The following is a 17,203-nucleotide window of genomic DNA, read 5'->3' on the forward strand; positions in this document are numbered from 1 at the left end:
GGGACCAATAAAATTCCCATTGCTCCCGGGACCACTGACATGAAAATTATTGATCGATATATCGCGAATTCCGTCATGACGAGTTATGGGCTCGTCCTGGCATTATTTGTCACGATCTTTAGCTTTTTCATCTTCGTCGAAGAACTCGACCAAGTCGGGACCGGACGCTATACACTTTTTCATGCCATCACTCATGTCCTCTTGACGATTCCCGGTCGCATTATTGATCTGGCTCCCATCACGGCCCTACTCGGCAGCATCATCGGCCTCGGAACATTGGCAAATCACCGGGAGCTGATCGCGATGCAAACCGTCGGAATTTCCACTCTACGCATTGCTTGGTCCGTGCTGCGAGTCGGCATACTGTTTATGCTCATGGTTGTCGTGTTCGAGGAATACATTCATCCACCACTCGCGCATTATGCCCATAACCAAAGGACATTGGCCTTAGCTGAATCCCAAACATTATTGAGTGAAGATGGATTCTGGTTCCACGAAGCATCGAGATTCATAAAAGTCGGAGGACTTCGATACGGAAAACTTCCCGAAGACATTGATGTCTATCAATTCGACGAACACGGAGAGCTGCAAGTCTTTACTCACGCTCGCACAGCCGAGATCGTGAATCCCAAGCAATGGATTCTCAGGGACGTCGAGCAGAAAGCCATTGACCACAGAGGCGTGACGTCTCAACACCTTGAAGAACTGACCTGGGATTCGTTTCTGAGTGCGCAGCAAGTCGGGATATTTTCGACTCCTCCGGAAATGTTTTCCCTCACACAGCTCTATGCCTATTTAGAATACCTGCATGAGACAGGTGCGAACTCAAACCGCCTTGAGCTTGTCTTTTGGCAAAAAATTGCCATGCCCTTCACAGCAGGCGCCATGGTTCTTCTCGCCATACCATTTGTCTTTGGCCCACTTCGGTCGGCCACGGCAGGGAAACGCATTCTGATAGGAGCAGGAATTGCTATTGCCTTTTATTTCCTCAATCAAATTCTTGGACATGCGGGATTGCTGTTTGGCCTCAACCCTCTCCTCATCACCTTTGGGCCGATCGGCATTCTCATCGGCATAGCCATCTGGCTATGGAAACAGCACATCTAGGCAATCAATTTAATAAAACGCTACGATACGGCGAGGTGTTGCTCGTGATCAAGATGGAAACGTTGCGTCTCAGCAGAATACGCATAGACCTGGACTTGAATATCCCACGTTCCTGACCGTTCTTTGACTGAATACAGATGATAGTGCGCTCGGCGATCCGGTGTCGCCCCGACTGCCGAGGCCGAAGGCACTCCCAAAACGGGAATTGGCTGTGTAGGCGTCGAAATCGACGTCATGATTGAACGGTGCGCATGACCATGAAGCACTAATTCAGCTCCGCATTGAGCAAGAATCGCTTCAAGAGTAGAAGCATTCGTCAAAGACTTTCGCCACTTGACAATCCCAGACAACGGAGGATGATGAATCAACACAACTCGACAGAGGTCTTGGCGGCCTAATTCACGCAACACCTCTTCCAGCTTCGACAACTGTGCCGCGTCGAGAGTGCCAGTTGCTAAAAACGGCAACGTCGGCTGCGCACTCGACAACCCGATGAAGGCCACACGTCCTCGAATACGGACCGTGGGAAACACGCCCTCAGCACTGGAGAGTAACTCTACTTCGTTCGCCTGATCAGAAAGCAGATAGGGGGCCCAATGGGCAAATGTTTTCTCCCATGCTGTGGCTACATAGGTTTCATGATTCCCAGGAATCACGGTGACGTGTGTCGCCGGCCCAAGGTCATGAAGCCAATCTTTGGCTTCTTCAAATTCAGCCGGTAGTCCCAAATGCGTGAGATCTCCTGTAATGACAATGTGATTGGGATTTTTGGTACGCACATCATCAACGAGCCTTGCTAAAATCTCTCCTTGATGTTCCGTCCGTCGGTGCGAACGCCAAGAGAGATATCCCAACACTCGTTTACTGAACAAATCCCCTATTTCAACATTTTCGAGCGTCGTCAAATGAGGATCTGATAAATGGGCAAAAGTATAGTCACTCATCGTATATTTTGACCTTTATGCATATTCGTTCAAACTTGTGGACAATTGATTCTTTACCCCAGGTATCGCATTAGTATACGATCTCGCGTTCGATATTCCTATAACCACCCTCAACCCCAGATCGTCTCTTGGGTACAAAATAAAGAGAAACAAGGGATTTTAGTAAATTCTCTAGAATTTCCATGCCAGGGTACCTCTACATAGTCAACGAGTCTCCGGTCTCTCTTTGGGGATTAACTTCTCATGAGCGATTGAAGCGAATGGTTCAACGCGCGGGCAATCTCACGTTTCTCGAAAATCTCCAGACACTCCCGGCTGATTCTTCCGTCCTCATTCTACGTGGAGACTTCCTCTATGAGGATCGGATTATTAAACGTCTCGCCAAAGTAGAGCAGACCATCCTGCAAGTCTCCATCAAACAGACGCTCATTCCGGTAGCCGCCGTCGTCTCGACTCAGTTTGCTCGACAAGCGGAAATGCTCCTGATGGAACAGACATCAGCAAGAGAGATCCCTGACGTCCAAACGGTTGAACTGCAAGACTGGGCTTCAGGCTTTCAGGAGCAGCTACGCAAGTTTGATCCTCCCTATGTTCTTCCAATTACTGGCGACAGACAACAAGACTTTGAAGAACATTTGTATTCCGGTTCCTATAAAGGGGTCACCGACCTGATCACCAAATGGGCCTGGCCGATTCCGGCTAAATGGGCAGCACGGTTGTGCGTGAAAGCTGGGATTGCCCCTAATGCTGTCACGACACTCAGCTTGATTCTCACCATTATTGCGGGAATATGTTTTATCAAGGGACAATTTGGAATTGGCCTCCTAGCCGGATGGCTTATGACCTTTCTCGATACGGTTGACGGAAAATTAGCACGAGTGACGGTCACCTCCAGTAAATTTGGACATGTCTTAGATCACGGCCTCGATATTATTCATCCTCCGCTTTGGTATATCGCCTGGGGCCTGGGTTTGGCCGCCTTTACTCCTCCTACAGCCTGGCTGACACTTCATACAATTTTTGGCATCATTCTCCTCGGCTACATTGTCGGCCGATTATGCGAAGGATTATTCCAACTCTGTCTAGGCCAATTTGGCTTATTTTGCTGGCGTCCCCTTGATTCCTTCAATCGTTTAATTACTGCTCGTCGAAATCCCAACCTTATCTTACTCACAGGCTCACTGTGTATAGGTCGCCCTGACTTGGGGTTACTCGCCGTCACCGCATGGACCGTCCTCTCAACCGTCATCTTACTCCTTCGACTGGGATTCGCCTTCAGTGTCCGTATGATATCTGGCAGTCCATTGCGCCCATGGCTAGCAGAAATTGGGACCATCGTGGACAGGAAATCGTTAGCGGCGAAAACATTCACTCGACCTCCACTCACCACAACCATTCAATCAACAGATTGACTCTGGTACTATCACACAAGAAGCCTAAGCCGAACGTTTTCCTTAAAAATGAGGACAGCATTGCCAGCACCCGCACGAACATATCGCCTTGGAATTGTCTCTAACCCCCTCAGTGGACGTAATAAAAAAAGTTCTGTTGATCTAAAGAACATCCTGGAAGCCCATCCGACGATTCTTCAATATGAAGCACGGACAGGACACCAGATCCAAACCGCCGTCATAGAGCTTGCCCGAGAACAGGTTGATATCATCGTGATCAATGGTGGCGACGGAACGGTACAAGGCGTTCTCACAACACTGTTTCATCAGCAACCGTTCGAAACACCCCCCTTGTTAGCCATTCTTCCTTCCGGCACGTCGAATATGAATGCAGGCGATGTTGGGCTCCGCGGCAATCGAACGGCAGCACTCCAAAAACTGTTATTATGGGCAGAAGGACAAGGCAATGCTCCGACGATTCTCACACGACAGGTATTACGCGTTCAGCGAGTCCCCAATGAAGATCCCATCTACGGAATGTTTTTTGGCGCAGGAGCCATCTACCAAGGCGCACAAGTTGGCTGGAAAACGAAGCAGTCAGTCGGACGGCTGGGCGAAGTTGGCGCAAGTCTCATCATCAGCCGGTTTTTTCTTTCACTGCTGTTTGGTCGACAAACCCGTATCAACCCTATTCCCTTGACCATATCCCGCGATGCGCATCCTCCCATTCAAGGCGAGTTCCTCACTATTCTCGTCACAACCCTAGAACGACTCTTCCTTGGATTACGGCCGTATTGGGGAAACGAAACCCACCCGTTACACTACACAGCAGTTCGAAACAAACCCACATACCTCAAAAGAACGCTCCCCTCACTGCTGTTTGGACGCTCGCATCAATATGGAACACCAGAACATGGATACAGCAGTCATAATGCGCAAACACTGGAACTTCATATGCAAGATGGATTTACCATTGACGGTGAGGACTACAAACCTGACCCTGAACTGGGCCCCGTGCGCCTAACCACTGGCGGTCTGGCCTCCTTTATCCGTTTTTAATCATATCGATTGTGACTATTTCACCTGAACTACAACAGCTCGTCCATGGCCAAGATGCGGAGAATGTTCCTGATTCGATCCATGCACTGAGTGAAGCACTCCTGAAGCGGCATACTGACGCGATTCAAGCCATCCTGTTTTACGGTTCTTGCTTACGATCAGACTCAGACATCGAGGGTATCGTAGACTTATATCTTATCGTCGATACTTATAGTCTAATATATGACACGACGTTCTTAGCGATTGCGAATAAACTCCTTCCGCCCAATGTATTTTACATTGAAGTTCCATTTCAAGATCGTACCGTACGAGCAAAATACGCCATCCTTTCTTTACCAGATTTTCAACGCAGCACATCCATGAAATGGTTTCATTCCTATTTCTGGGCACGCTTCGCACAACCCACAAAAGTGCTCTATACCGCGACGCCTCAGGTCGAACAAAAAATTTACTCCACGCTAGCCCAAGCCATCATGACGTTTCTCACAAGGACTCTCCCGCAAACGCCGCAGTCTTTTGATGCACTCACGCTCTGGGAAACAGGCTTGTCACTTACTTATCGAGCTGAGCTTCGAACAGAGAAACCAGGACGAATCAAGCAAATCGTTGAAGCGAATCGAGACTATTATCAGCAGACCGCTGACGCGGCTCTTCCTCAACTGTCGCCCCCTGCCATCATCGACCGATCAGTCCAGCCTCCTTGTTTTCAGGCACCCTGTTCATCAGCAGTCCGTCAGCTCAATAGCGTCACCTGGCTGCTTCGTCGAGGACAAGGAAAGGTCTTATCCATCTTACGGCTGATCAAAGGACTCTTTACGTTTCAAGGGGGTGTCGACTATATCCTGTGGAAAATAGAACGCCATTCCGGTGTCAGCATTGAACTCACGCCTCAGCAACGAAAGCATCCGCTCCTAGCCAGTCCTGTTGTTTTTTGGAAGCTATATCGAAAAGGAGCATTTCGTTAATGCCCCCTCGTCCTTGACATACAAAACAGTGTAGCGATCCTCGATAAACTAAAGTACTCCCTGATGATTCCTTATGAAAATATTTTTCTCATCGTGCATCACAAGCCAACCTTATACTCGACCAAGGTCTTTACCGATGTCATGATATTCGTTACTATGAGGGCTCGCGATACAATATCCCTCAAGCCGACAAATACGTAACACATCTCAATACTTCAATCGTTCATCTTAATGCTTTTCACGTAAGAAACAATCCGTCATGTCGCTGTATGCCCATATCATCGGTGAATCGCCTCTTGAGTTATGGGGACTCACCTCTCGTAAGCGATTAACCCGAATGCTGGAACGCATAGAGATTAAGCAGGTGATTGATGATTGCGCCTTGCTGCCTTCAGATTCCACCCTTCTCCTGATTCATAGTGATTACCTCTATGATGTGCGGGTATTGAATCACCTCATGGAGCAGAAAAACGTCCTTTTTCAATTCATGGTAGAAGGGAAAGAGGTCCCCATTGCAGCACATGTTCAGGCCAGGTTCGCCATACAGACATTGCATGCCCTTGAACAAGGCATACGGCCTGAGTCAGTGCCCCTTCAATCGATTTCCTTAAATTCCTTAACAAACACATTTAGTAAAAAACTCCGAAAAGTTGCTCCCGCCTACGTGTTTCCCATCACCAACGATAATCAAGACGCACTCGAAGAACATCTCTATTCCGGATCATATAAAGGCATTACCGACCTTATTACGAAATGGGCCTGGCCAATCCCTGCTAAATGGGCCACACGAATCTGTGCAACCCATGGCATCAAACCGAACTACGTGACGTTTCTTGGACTCATCCTGACAATCATTGCCGGTGTCTGTTTTGCCAAACAGCAGTACCTCATTGGCCTTCTAGCCGGTTGGTGTATGACCTTTCTTGACACGGTCGATGGAAAATTAGCTCGTGTGACCGTCACCTCTAGTCGATTCGGCGACATCTTCGATCATGGAATAGATCTCATTCATCCACCCCTCTGGTACCTCGCCTGGGGCATCGGCTTATCCACTTTTCAGACCGCTGCCTGGTGGCCATGGTCACTATCAACCACGCTTTGGGCTATTTTCATTGGGTATGTATTAGGAAGAATTATCGAAGGATCGTTTCATCAATTGGTCGGCCGATTCGGCATATACTGCTGGAAGCCGATGGATTCGTATTTTCGATTGATCACCGCGAGACGAAATCCCAATCTGATTGTACTGACTGCAAGCGTCATCATTGGGCGGCCAGATTGGGGCTTGATGGGTGTCGCCTTTTGGACAGTCGCATCAACCACCATTCTCCTCATTCGATTTTTAATGGCTTTAGGAACAAAGAAAAGCTGTGGGGAAATTAATCCATGGCTAGCCGACATTGGCACCAGCATCGATCGCGAGTCACTTACCGCCAGGCTCTTCACCCGCCCTCCGTTTACAAAATCTATTCAATCGAAAGACTGACTCTAGCATCGTCTATAGCTCCAACAAGGAACAGTTGCCCCTCTCAAAGACAAAAAGAGCGCTCACCTTCTGAGAAGATGAGCGCTTTGTAAATAACTCTATGAATAGAGATTCTTGCTACTGGAACCTACACATCATAGTACATCAGGAACTCGTACGGATGTGGTCGAACTCTGACTTTATCCACTTCGTTCTCACGTTTGTACGCGATCCAAGCTTCAATAATGTCTTCGCTAAATACACCACCCTTAAGCAAGAATTGATGGTCGTCCTCCAGATTATTCAAGGCCTCTTCTAAGCTGACTGGAAGCGTAGGAATGTTGCTCGCTTCTTCAGGTTCCAAATCATAAAGATTCTTATCCATCGCTTCACCTGGGTGAATTTTATTTTGAATCCCATCAAGCCCGGCCATCAACATCGCACTAAAAGCGAGATACATATTGCATGAGGGGTCAGGGAATCGCACTTCAATTCGCTTGGCTTTTGGGCTTGGCGAGTACATAGGAATCCGGATACCCGCCGAACGATTACGACTCGAATAGGCCAACAACGTTGGCGCTTCAAATCCTGGGGTCAATCGCTTATACGAATTAGTGGACGGATTCGTAAAGGCCGCAAGCGCTTTGGCATGCTTGAGAATCCCGCCGATATAGTACAAACATTGCTGCGACACACCCGCATAATCTTTTCCGGCAAAGGATGGCTTTCCGCCCTTCCAAAGGCTTTGATGCGTATGCATACCCGTTCCGTTATCACCAAACATGGGCTTGGGCATAAAAGTCGCCGTCTTTCCGTGACGACGTGCAACATTCTTGACGATATATTTGTACATCATCATTTTGTCAGCCATGCTCAGGAGCGTATCGAACCGAAGATCAATCTCTGCCTGTCCGCCCGTCGCAACTTCATGATGGTGTTTTTCGACGTGAATACCAACTTTCTCCATTTCACGCACCATTTCGGAACGAATATCTTGCTGAGAATCAGTTGGAGCGACGGGGAAATACCCTTCCTTATGACGAGGACGAGACCCAAGGTTATTGCCCTCATCTCCGGAGTTCCATATCCCTTCTTCTGAATCAATAAAATAAAATCCGGAATAGGCATTCTGATCGTAACTGACATGATCAAAGATAAAAAATTCCGCTTCCGGTCCCCAGTAGGAAGTATCAGCAATCTTGGTGCTCTTGAGATATTTCTCGGCATTTTGCGCAATGAAGCGTGGATCCCGCTCATAACCTTGTCGGGTGATGGGATCTTCCACATTCCCTACCATCGAGAGCGTTGGAATCTCTGTAAATGGGTCCATCCGTGCGGTATCGGGATCTGGCACCAGCAACATATCGCTATTTTGAATCGCTCGCCATCCACGGATGGACGATCCATCAAATCCTGATCCGTCTTTAAAGAGATCCAGCGTCAGCTCAGAGGTCGGGACAGAGAAGTGCTGCCATGTCCCTAAAAAATCCACGAACTTTAAATCAACCATTTCTACTTTGTTCTTTTTGGCATAATCCAAGACTTCACGCGGAGTCATGTAATACCTCCTTCAGGAGAATTGTTCATAAAAACTTGCTTGATCAAACAAATACAATCGGGCCTACCGTTAACACGAAGGTTCTCTGTCACCCGCACGCAACTCGTGGAACAAGCTAAAAAGAAAGGGAGTGAGTGAGAACATCATAAACCTTCAGGCGCAGATCTTATTACGAATACGCTCGCTCACTATGTTGACTGAGATCCAACCCAATTTCTTCGTCCTGCGACGATACACGCAGTCCTATCGTGATATCAATCACTTTTAAGATCAGATACGTCCCGACCAGGGCAAAAACCAATGTCACAACGGCCAAGAGAATTTGCGTGACAAATTGACTGGCATTGCCAAAAAATAGCCCCTGAGCGCCGATCGACGCAAAAAGTCCAGTTGCTAAGATCCCGGTAAACCCGCCAACCCCATGAATACCGACCACATCAAGAGAGTCATCGTATCCCAGCCTGACTTTCCATACAACGGCCACGTAACAAATTGTTCCGGCAAATAATCCAATTAACAGCGCAGACAGCGGACCGAGAAAACCTGCACCTGGAGTAATGGTGGCTAATCCGGCAATAATTCCACTCGCCACGCCCAGCACCGTAGGCTTTCCTCGATGGACCCACTCCGCAATCATCCAACCGATTCCCCCCGCTGCGGCGGCCGTATGGGTCGAGACAAAGGCCGCAGCGGCAACCTCATTGGCCCCCAATGCGCTTCCGGCATTAAATCCAAACCACCCAAACCACAAAAGGCCAGTTCCCAACACCGTCATAGGCAAATTATGAGGAGGCATGGGCTCTGTTCCAAAGCCTCTGCGTGGGCCCAACATGACCGCACAGACCAAGGCCGCAATCCCTGAACTAATATGGACGACCGCACCACCAGCAAAATCCAAGGCGCCCATCTGGCCAAGCCATCCACCACCCCACACCCAATGGGCTAACGGTGAATAAATACACAAAGACCACAACACCGCAAACCAGAGTAACGCGGTAAACTTCATTCGTTCGGCCACACTTCCTGTGATTAATGCGACTGTGATGGCTGCAAACATTAATTGAAACATCATGAATACTTGATGAGGAATGGTCGGAGCATAATCAGGGCTCGGTGTCAGCCCCACGTTTTGCAATCCAATCCAATCAAGCCCTCCGATCAGACCGCCAACATCAGGGCCAAAGGCAAGGCTGTATCCACAGAGAATCCAAAGAAGACTCACCATGCAAAGAATAATGGCCGTATGCATAATGGTGCCTAGGACGTTCCGGCTTCGGACTAACCCACCATAAAATAAGGCAAGCCCGGGGAGCATCATACAGAGAACAAACGCAGAAGAGACTAAAATCCACGCAGTATCCCCTGTGTCGATCGTCAAACCCACCGCCTCTTCAGCCCATGACACCGTCGGCTGTCCACACAACATCCAGACAATGAGGAGAAGTCCAATCACACCGAATCGCCAACCATTCACAGTATTACCCCACAATCAAAAATTCTCTCGCAGGCTCGTATTTGAACCATTACACAGCCGACTCATCGGCTTCTCCAGTTCGAATACGCATCACCTGACTCAAATCAGACACAAAAATTTTCCCATCACCAATACTGCCGGTCTTGGCTGCTCGGCCAATCGTTTCAATGACCTGCTGCACCATCGAATCAGTTACGGCAATTTCCAACTTGATTTTTGGAACAAATTCGATTTGATATTCGGTTCCTCGATAAGTTTCTTTATGACCTTTCTGTCGTCCAAATCCCTTGACTTCCACCACGGTCATTCCCTGAACGCCTATCTCGATCAGCGCATCTTTGACTTCATCTAATTTAAACGGTTTGATAACGGCTTCAATGAGCTTCATGGGTTGCATCCTCTCGCTTGGTGAATAATTGGTAAATCACATCACCCTCATCGGGAGGCCTATACTGACGGTCTCACAGGCAAGATGCAAGTGAAATTATGCATAGGCCCGTTCACTATGTTGACTCAGATCCAACCCAAGAATCTCATCCTCTTTTGACACTCGCAATCCGATTGTCAAATCAATGGTTTTCAAAATGAGGAACGTTCCCACAAAGGCAAACACCCACGTGGCCGTGACACCAACAGCTTGGATAACCATTTGTGCCGGATTTCCAAAAACCAGCCCAGTACCACCTCCCACACTCGCAAACAACCCTGTCGCTAGGGCTCCCCACGTTCCACCAATTCCATGAATACCGAGAACATCAAGTGCATCATCATAGCCCAATTTATTTTTCACAAATACACCAAGGTAACAAACGATTCCTCCGCCCAATCCAATTAGAATCGCGAACACGGGCGTCACATATCCGGCGGCTGGCGTAATCGCCACGAGCCCAGCCACCGCTCCGCTTGCTGCACCCAACAAAGTCGGTTTGCCGCGGTATCCCCATTCGACGGTTAACCATGCCAAAGCCCCCGAAGCCGTCGCCACATGCGTCGCGACAAACGCACCCGCGGCAAGCCCATCCGCAGCTAATGCACTCCCGGCATTAAATCCAAACCATCCCACCCATAACAGACTCGCCCCCACAACAGTGAGCGGAAGATTGTGTGGCGCCATATTCTCACTGCCATATCCATGCCGTTTCCCAAGCACCAGCGCACAGGCAAGTGCCGCGACACCAGAACTGATGTGCACCACCGTGCCACCAGCAAAATCCAACTCTCCAAGCCCGGCCAACCAGCCACCGCCCCATACCCAATGCGCAAGAGGCGCATAGATAAATGTCACCCAGAGTATGGAAAAAACCACAAACGCACTAAATTTCATCCGTTCAGCAATCGCTCCGCTAATGAGTGCGACCGTGATGCCCGCAAACATCAGCTGAAAGACCATAAAGGCCAAATGTGGGATTGTTGAACCCTCAAGAGGATCAGGGCCAACCCCGTCCAATCCAAACCATTGCAAATTGCCAATAATCCCTCCAACGTCTGGCGCAAACGCTAAACTATATCCCCAGAGCACCCACACCACACTGACGAGACACACCGCAATAAAGCTATGCATCATCGTGCTGAGAATATTTTTACTTCGCACCATTCCGCCATAAAACAAGGCAAGTCCGGGAATCGTCATTGCCAACACCAGAGCTGAAGACACCAATACCCACGCGGTATCTCCAGCACTAATCGTTGATACTTCCTCGGCAAAAGCTGAAGGCACTAATATTCCTAAAAGTCCTACAATACTTACTATCGATACACTAACCTTATATGCCAGACGATTGAACATAACGGCTCCTTTATCCTCTCCGATGAATTAGAAGAGGTACGCCACCTCAGCGGCTAAGGTCTCCTGATGATTGGCAGACCGGGTACCAACTTGAAACGTATTCCGATTCGATTTATCGTAACGAAATTCTAGGCGAGTCAATAATGAAGGGACCGGTTTATACTGCAAGGTTAGCGTGCCTTCCCAGAGCGTCTGCGAGGCCGGGGCAACACCCCCAAAACAGGTATTGGCATTCCCCGCCGCTCCCACGGAACCACCACACCCCAGAAATCCAGCCGCATCTTCAAAAACTTCACCACGGATACGGACACCCCACTGATCTGTAAAATCGTGAATGACATATCCGGCGACACCATTCCAGCGCGCATTGACACCAGGGGTCGCATTGGCTTGATTGGCGTAATAGGCTTCCACGACAAACTCCGTCTGGTCTGTCGCCTGAATATCAATGATCGCACCAACCAGAACGCGATCAGCATTCTTCGCGCCTAATGCACCTTCGGGTCCCCAGAATCCAAAGAGAGAAACGCCTAACCAATCAACTGGCGTCAGACCCAGTAGGGCTTCAACGGATTTACTCCGATTGAGATCGGCCTGGGCACCGGTAAAGGAATTAATCCCGCCAACGGAAAATGTCACGCTTTCCGAAAAGGTATAGGTCCCTCGAATACCAGTTGTAGTAAATGGTTCGCCCAGTCCAAAAAGCCAGGATCGCGAAAAGTTCGGGTTAAAAGGGCTTTCAATCACTTCGTATCCGATCAAGGTATTCATGCGTCCAATGCGAAGATCAAGTCCATTTCCGACAGGCGCCACGTATTGGGCATAGGCCTCTTGGAAATCTACTTCATCTGAACCGGTGTTGCCGCCGGTAAATTTCGCATCTTCCCCGAAATCCAGCTTAATGCGAAACCCTGCGCGATCAACCATGGCCCCATCAACTCTTCCTTCTTTTTCAAACACGATTTGCGCCATGTTCGGTCGAAACGAATTCGCATCACCATCAAAAATCCTCAGGGCATTGGCTTGGGAATTCGGGTTGTTAAAATTATGTGTATACGAAGCTGACACATAGCCGTACAATGAAAGATCAAATTTCTTGGTCAGGGATTCTTCATCTGTTGATTCTTCAATTTTTTCTAAACGTTTCAAGATGTCCGACGTGTCATCTTCTGCCACACTCAGACTCGTCATACCAATATAGATAATAAAACTCGATACAAACAGAAACAAAACTCGTTTAGTCCGAAACTTAATATTCAAATACGATATCTCTTGCATGCTATCTCCTTGACGAAAAGGGTTGAAGGACTCGTGCAAGCCGTTCTCACTGTCCATGCTCGTGAACAGGCATGTCCCAATTGTTCATGAGATCGCACGATGACCTTCTCATACTCGGCAGAAATCCTTAAAAACTTAAGGTAAAATAAACAAACACACCGAAACTTGACAGAACGAAAACGGCAAAAAAAAAGCCCTCATCCCCTTCTTCGGGGTGAGGACTCCTTCGTCCAGAGCGTATTAAGTTTTTTAAATCAGCACGTTTGGGGACAACGCTGTCTCCGCACGTTAGCTAAATTTGTATCACTTGAATTCCAAACTGTCAAGATCAAAATTAAAAAGCCGATGCACCTAGCCACATTGGCTCATTTTACGATACACCTGTTTATTCTAAAATTTATCTGCACGTTGAATGACCAAAAATTTTTATTACGAGACCATGCATGTCACAATAGAGAAGATCATTTCGATACCACCGAATCAATGGAGGAACCACTAATGTCCGATTTGAACTATGAGTATATTTCGACTTGGCTGCTTCATAATATGACCGCGTTGATCGAAGCCGGCGCCAGAATTGTATTCATTCTGGTTATGGCATTCCTTGTTATCCGCTCGATCAAATTTGGCCTGACCCGACTCGAAGGGACCATCATCAAACGTCGAGAACAAGAAGAAACCTATCCAGGCGCAGCCTCCAAACGGATCAAAACACTGACAGGTCTCATGGAGACCATTAGTCTCGCAGTCATTTGGGTCATTGCAGTCATCATGTCACTTGATCAAATCGGACTGGATGTCACGCCCATTTTAGCCGGTGCCGGAATTATTGGATTGGCCGTTGGGTTTGGCGCACAAAACCTTGTCCGAGACATTTTCAGCGGATTCTTTATGATCCTGGAAAATCAAGTCCGAGTTGGAGATGTCGCCATCGTCAATGGCACAGGAGGACTGGTTGAACGAATTACCTTTCGAACCATCATCCTTCGTGACATGGCAGGAGTCGTCCACGTCTTCCCAAACGGAACCGTCACGACCCTGGCCAATATGACCAAAGAATGGTCCGCGTATCTGATGGAGATCGGTGTCGCCTACAAAGAAGATACTGATCGAGTCGTTCAGGTGATGAAAGATGTTGATGAAGAATTACGACGCGACCCTGAATTTGGCTCACAAATTCTCGAACCCATAGAAGTCTTTGGCGTCGATCAATTTAAAGAATCAGAAGTCGTCATTAAAGCACGAATTAAAACTCGCCCCATAAAACAATGGAGCGTCGGACGAGAATATCGTCGTCGACTCAAAAAGGCATTTGACGCACAAGGCATTGAAATTCCCTTCCCCCATCGCACACTCTACATGGGTGAGGCCAGCTTGCCGTTTACGATAAAAACAGATCCGGTGAAACTCTCAGCATGAAAACAGCGTTTACCAGCACACGGGGTGGATCATGTCCATTCGGTGTGCACGCATTGAGCTTCGCAATCGCGTGAGGAAATCATTGCGCCTTGACACCATACAACTCACGAACAAATAATAGGGACGCATCACGTTCATGACATGATTATCCGTGTGTAACCCGACATGCTATGCCAGACCACTCATCCCCACATTCACAGGAACAGCCAGACGAGGCCGTGACACCTAAAACAGACGAAGGCATGGCTCCTCCAACTCTCGAAGGAGGCAAGACGCTTTTCGTCGATGCCAACGATCCGCAATGCTACCCCAGACCCAGTGCCGCGCTAAAAGATGCAGGGCCTGAAGATCAAGTCTTTGTCAAACCCGGGATCTATGAAGATCGCGTGTTTGTCGCCGACCGCAATATTCGCCTCATTGGAGCCGGACGCGACAAGGTACAAATTTTCAGCCGGCGCAGTAGTCCCTTGTATTTACAACGCGTCACGAGCGGACGAGTGGAAGGCCTGACTTTTCGATATGTCGGAAGTGATCAACATTCCGCCATGAACATCCTTGATTCCGTGTGTACGATAACTAAATGCCGGATACTTGAGGGAATTCTATCTGGCGTCGTCATGTATGGACCGGAATGCCGGCCGACATTTTCAGAAAATGAAGTCTGCTATAACCGGGAATCCGGAATTTTTTCATTCGCTGGCGCTCGTCCTTACATCAGTCAAAACACGTGTTTCGGTAATCATCACTTCGGAATCGCCGTTCGTGATGACGGCACTTCTCCGGACATTGTCCGAAACATCTCCCGCGACAATATGCTCAGCGGCATCCTCTTGTTTCATTCAGCTAAAGCCTTGCTGCTCAACAACCACTGTCACGGCAATCAGCATTGGGGCATCGTCATGACACCTGACTGCCAGTCGTCACCCGCACAAGAAAATCTACTCGAAGCGAATACCTTAGGCGAAAATCCACGCGGCTCGCTCATTATCACGCATGAACCACTAGCCGAAATTGGCCGATAAGTATCAAATTTCTTTGATGTGTATGAGGCCTTTCCTTTACATGGAAGTGTGTAATGCGACTTTGGTTAGGGCGTGATGTCTGCCTAAGTGAGGAAGAGTTTGAGGATCAAAGCATGAACATTTGACAGAGCAAATCGGAACGAAACTGTTACGACAATGTTTTCGGTTTAGCCAGTTTCCAAAACCCAATGCCTAAGAGCATCCATCCCACAATAAAAAAGAGTCCGCCCAGAGGGGTAATGGCTCCCAACCAACGCATACCGGTTAGCGACAGCACATACAAACTTCCGGAAAACACAAAAATACCGGTCAAAAACGACCATATAGCCCAGCGAAACAGTGGAAGCTGATACACGGCCAATGCTCCGCCTGACACCATGAGCCCGAACGCATGATACATCTGATACCGAACGCCCGTATGAAACACCTCCAACATGTGCTCAGACAAGATGGCACGAAGACCATGCGCACCAAAAGCACCCAATGCCACTCCGAGCAATGCCATGATGGCCCCAACTGACATCATACGAAATCCCATTTATACCTCCAGGTATATCCCAGAACGACTCAGCTTAAGGCGAGCTGGTTGGCGGGATATGTCGACCCCATTGAATATGTTGCCAGCCCCGTTCATGTGCCCAAAATAATCCAATTTTCACTAACGAATCGCTAAAACCCGCAAACAAGGCCATCGCGGCCTCACCTGAAATAAACCACACGACGATAGTGGTCACGAGCGTGGCAATAACTCGCCAACTCAGGCCTTTGACTACACTACGTAGATGCGTTTCCATAGTATCGACTCCCGTCTATTTGGACGACGATGGTTTTTTCTTTTTTGGACCAGTTTTCGTGCGAGAATTGGTGACTTTTTTCAGAGAGAGATTTGCCTTACTCACGAAATCCTCAAGGGTATAATGATCAAGAATCGCCGCAATGGCATTTCGTACTTCTAACATGATGCCTTGAATCGCACAGGCGGATTTCTCTGCATACGGACAATCTTCACATTTTTGATACGCCGTTTGGCTCACACAGCCGATCGGCGCAAGCGGGCCATCCAAGGTTCGAATAATATGACCTAACGTCACGTCCCCCGGATCTTTCAATAAACGAAACCCGCCATCCACCCCTCGCCGACTACTTAAAATCCCGGCATTCTTCAGAGTCAAAAGAATCCCTTCCAGAAATCCCAAGGGAATTCGTTGCTCCTTTGCCAACGTCGCTCGTTGCACCGGCACCACCTGATCGTAATTCGCCGTCAGTTCAATCAGCGCCCGCAACGCATACTCACTTTTTTTGGAAAATCGCATAATCTTCTTATAGCCGATTAAATAACTTTCAATACTTGCAGTCGATAACTACGCGATGGTTGTCAGGGTGGTTCAACTGACGTTTATCATAATACGCTATAATGTTAACTAATTATATTAAGAATAGCAAAAGACACAAAATTTGTTTGTTGATTTGCACTATAGTTTTTTAACTTTTCATTAAGACCTATTTATCTGGAAAGTGCTATGGCCGACTCAGTTATACCGAAACGATAAAGCACCACCGTGTGCAAGTGCCATCCAATACGTGAAAAGGCAACGTCAAGCATTGTCAGTCAAGTCAAGCGGGTATAACCTTCCGATGTTTGGCGTTTGACACCAGCTCAACCGAATTGAGATTCGCCATAGTGGTATGTTCTTGTTTGAAACGTATTTAGGTTTGCTATAGTGTCAGAAGAGCT

The 17,203-nt window shown here is 48.1% G+C and carries 16 protein-coding genes; 7 read left to right on the forward strand and 9 right to left on the reverse strand.

The window, feature by feature from the left end; genetic code table 11:
* Positions 1–39 precede the first annotated feature (39 nt).
* Complete coding sequence (gene lptG / locus ACWQXP_RS09145; protein WP_454062516.1) at positions 40–1,107, forward strand: LPS export ABC transporter permease LptG; 1,068 nt, start codon at positions 40–42, stop codon at positions 1,105–1,107.
* A gap of 20 nt (positions 1,108–1,127) precedes the next feature.
* Here lptG and ACWQXP_RS09150 read toward each other — a convergent pair whose 3' ends face one another.
* Positions 1,128–2,051 (reverse strand): metallophosphoesterase family protein, encoded by a 924-nt coding sequence (locus ACWQXP_RS09150; RefSeq protein WP_454062517.1) that lies wholly within the window; start codon positions 2,049–2,051, stop codon positions 1,128–1,130.
* A 260-nt stretch (positions 2,052–2,311) separates the two neighbouring features.
* Between ACWQXP_RS09150 and ACWQXP_RS09155 the strand changes: the two genes are divergently transcribed.
* The 4 genes from ACWQXP_RS09155 (at position 2,312) to ACWQXP_RS09170 (ending at position 6,952) form a co-directional block, all read left to right on the forward strand.
* Positions 2,312–3,463, forward strand: coding sequence for a CDP-alcohol phosphatidyltransferase family protein (locus ACWQXP_RS09155; protein ID WP_454062518.1), 1,152 nt, complete (start codon positions 2,312–2,314; stop codon positions 3,461–3,463).
* Between the two features lie 60 nt (positions 3,464–3,523).
* Complete coding sequence (locus ACWQXP_RS09160) at positions 3,524–4,501, forward strand: diacylglycerol/lipid kinase family protein (protein ID WP_454062519.1); 978 nt, start codon at positions 3,524–3,526, stop codon at positions 4,499–4,501.
* 11 nt (positions 4,502–4,512) lie between these two features.
* A complete protein-coding gene (locus tag ACWQXP_RS09165) occupies positions 4,513–5,466 on the forward strand; it encodes a hypothetical protein (RefSeq protein WP_454062520.1) in 954 nt (317 codons plus the stop codon).
* 259 nt (positions 5,467–5,725) lie between these two features.
* Positions 5,726–6,952 carry a CDP-alcohol phosphatidyltransferase family protein gene (locus ACWQXP_RS09170; protein ID WP_454062521.1) on the forward strand — a complete coding sequence of 409 codons (1,227 nt, stop codon included), beginning with the start codon at positions 5,726–5,728 and terminating at the stop codon, positions 6,950–6,952.
* A 127-nt stretch (positions 6,953–7,079) separates the two neighbouring features.
* Here the strand turns inward: ACWQXP_RS09170 and glnA are convergent, their stop codons facing one another.
* The 5 genes from glnA to ACWQXP_RS09195 form a co-directional block, all read right to left on the reverse strand.
* A complete protein-coding gene (glnA, locus tag ACWQXP_RS09175) occupies positions 7,080–8,489 on the reverse strand; it encodes a type I glutamate--ammonia ligase (RefSeq protein WP_454062522.1) in 1,410 nt (469 codons plus the stop codon).
* Between the two features lie 169 nt (positions 8,490–8,658).
* Positions 8,659–9,915, reverse strand: a complete 1,257-nt coding sequence (locus ACWQXP_RS09180; RefSeq protein ID WP_454063013.1) for an ammonium transporter — start codon at positions 9,913–9,915, stop codon at positions 8,659–8,661.
* Positions 9,916–10,012: 97 nt separating this feature from the next.
* Positions 10,013–10,351, reverse strand: a complete 339-nt coding sequence (locus ACWQXP_RS09185) for a P-II family nitrogen regulator (protein ID WP_454062523.1) — start codon at positions 10,349–10,351, stop codon at positions 10,013–10,015.
* A gap of 96 nt (positions 10,352–10,447) precedes the next feature.
* Positions 10,448–11,749 (reverse strand): ammonium transporter, encoded by a 1,302-nt coding sequence (locus ACWQXP_RS09190; RefSeq protein WP_454062524.1) that lies wholly within the window; start codon positions 11,747–11,749, stop codon positions 10,448–10,450.
* 27 nt (positions 11,750–11,776) lie between these two features.
* Positions 11,777–13,027, reverse strand: a complete 1,251-nt coding sequence (locus tag ACWQXP_RS09195) for an outer membrane beta-barrel protein (protein WP_454062525.1) — start codon at positions 13,025–13,027, stop codon at positions 11,777–11,779.
* Between the two features lie 498 nt (positions 13,028–13,525).
* Here ACWQXP_RS09195 and ACWQXP_RS09200 point away from each other — a divergent pair, with 498 nt between their 5' ends.
* On the forward strand, positions 13,526–14,446 hold the full coding sequence (locus tag ACWQXP_RS09200) for a mechanosensitive ion channel family protein (protein ID WP_454062526.1): 921 nt from the start codon (positions 13,526–13,528) through the stop codon (positions 14,444–14,446).
* A gap of 218 nt (positions 14,447–14,664) precedes the next feature.
* A complete protein-coding gene (locus ACWQXP_RS09205; RefSeq protein WP_454062527.1) occupies positions 14,665–15,468 on the forward strand; it encodes a right-handed parallel beta-helix repeat-containing protein in 804 nt (267 codons plus the stop codon).
* Positions 15,469–15,616: 148 nt separating this feature from the next.
* Here the strand turns inward: ACWQXP_RS09205 and ACWQXP_RS09210 are convergent, their stop codons facing one another.
* Genes ACWQXP_RS09210 through ACWQXP_RS09220 form a run of 3 tightly spaced genes read right to left on the reverse strand, consistent with a single transcriptional unit; the run spans position 15,617 to position 16,781 of the window.
* On the reverse strand, positions 15,617–16,006 hold the full coding sequence (locus ACWQXP_RS09210; protein ID WP_454062528.1) for a DUF423 domain-containing protein: 390 nt from the start codon (positions 16,004–16,006) through the stop codon (positions 15,617–15,619).
* Positions 16,007–16,040: 34 nt separating this feature from the next.
* Positions 16,041–16,262, reverse strand: a complete 222-nt coding sequence (locus ACWQXP_RS09215; protein WP_454062529.1) for a DUF2061 domain-containing protein — start codon at positions 16,260–16,262, stop codon at positions 16,041–16,043.
* Positions 16,263–16,277: 15 nt separating this feature from the next.
* Complete coding sequence (locus ACWQXP_RS09220) at positions 16,278–16,781, reverse strand: RrF2 family transcriptional regulator (protein WP_454062530.1); 504 nt, start codon at positions 16,779–16,781, stop codon at positions 16,278–16,280.
* Positions 16,782–17,203: the final 422 nt, after the last annotated feature.

Source organism: Candidatus Nitrospira salsa, from assembly GCF_965152625.1.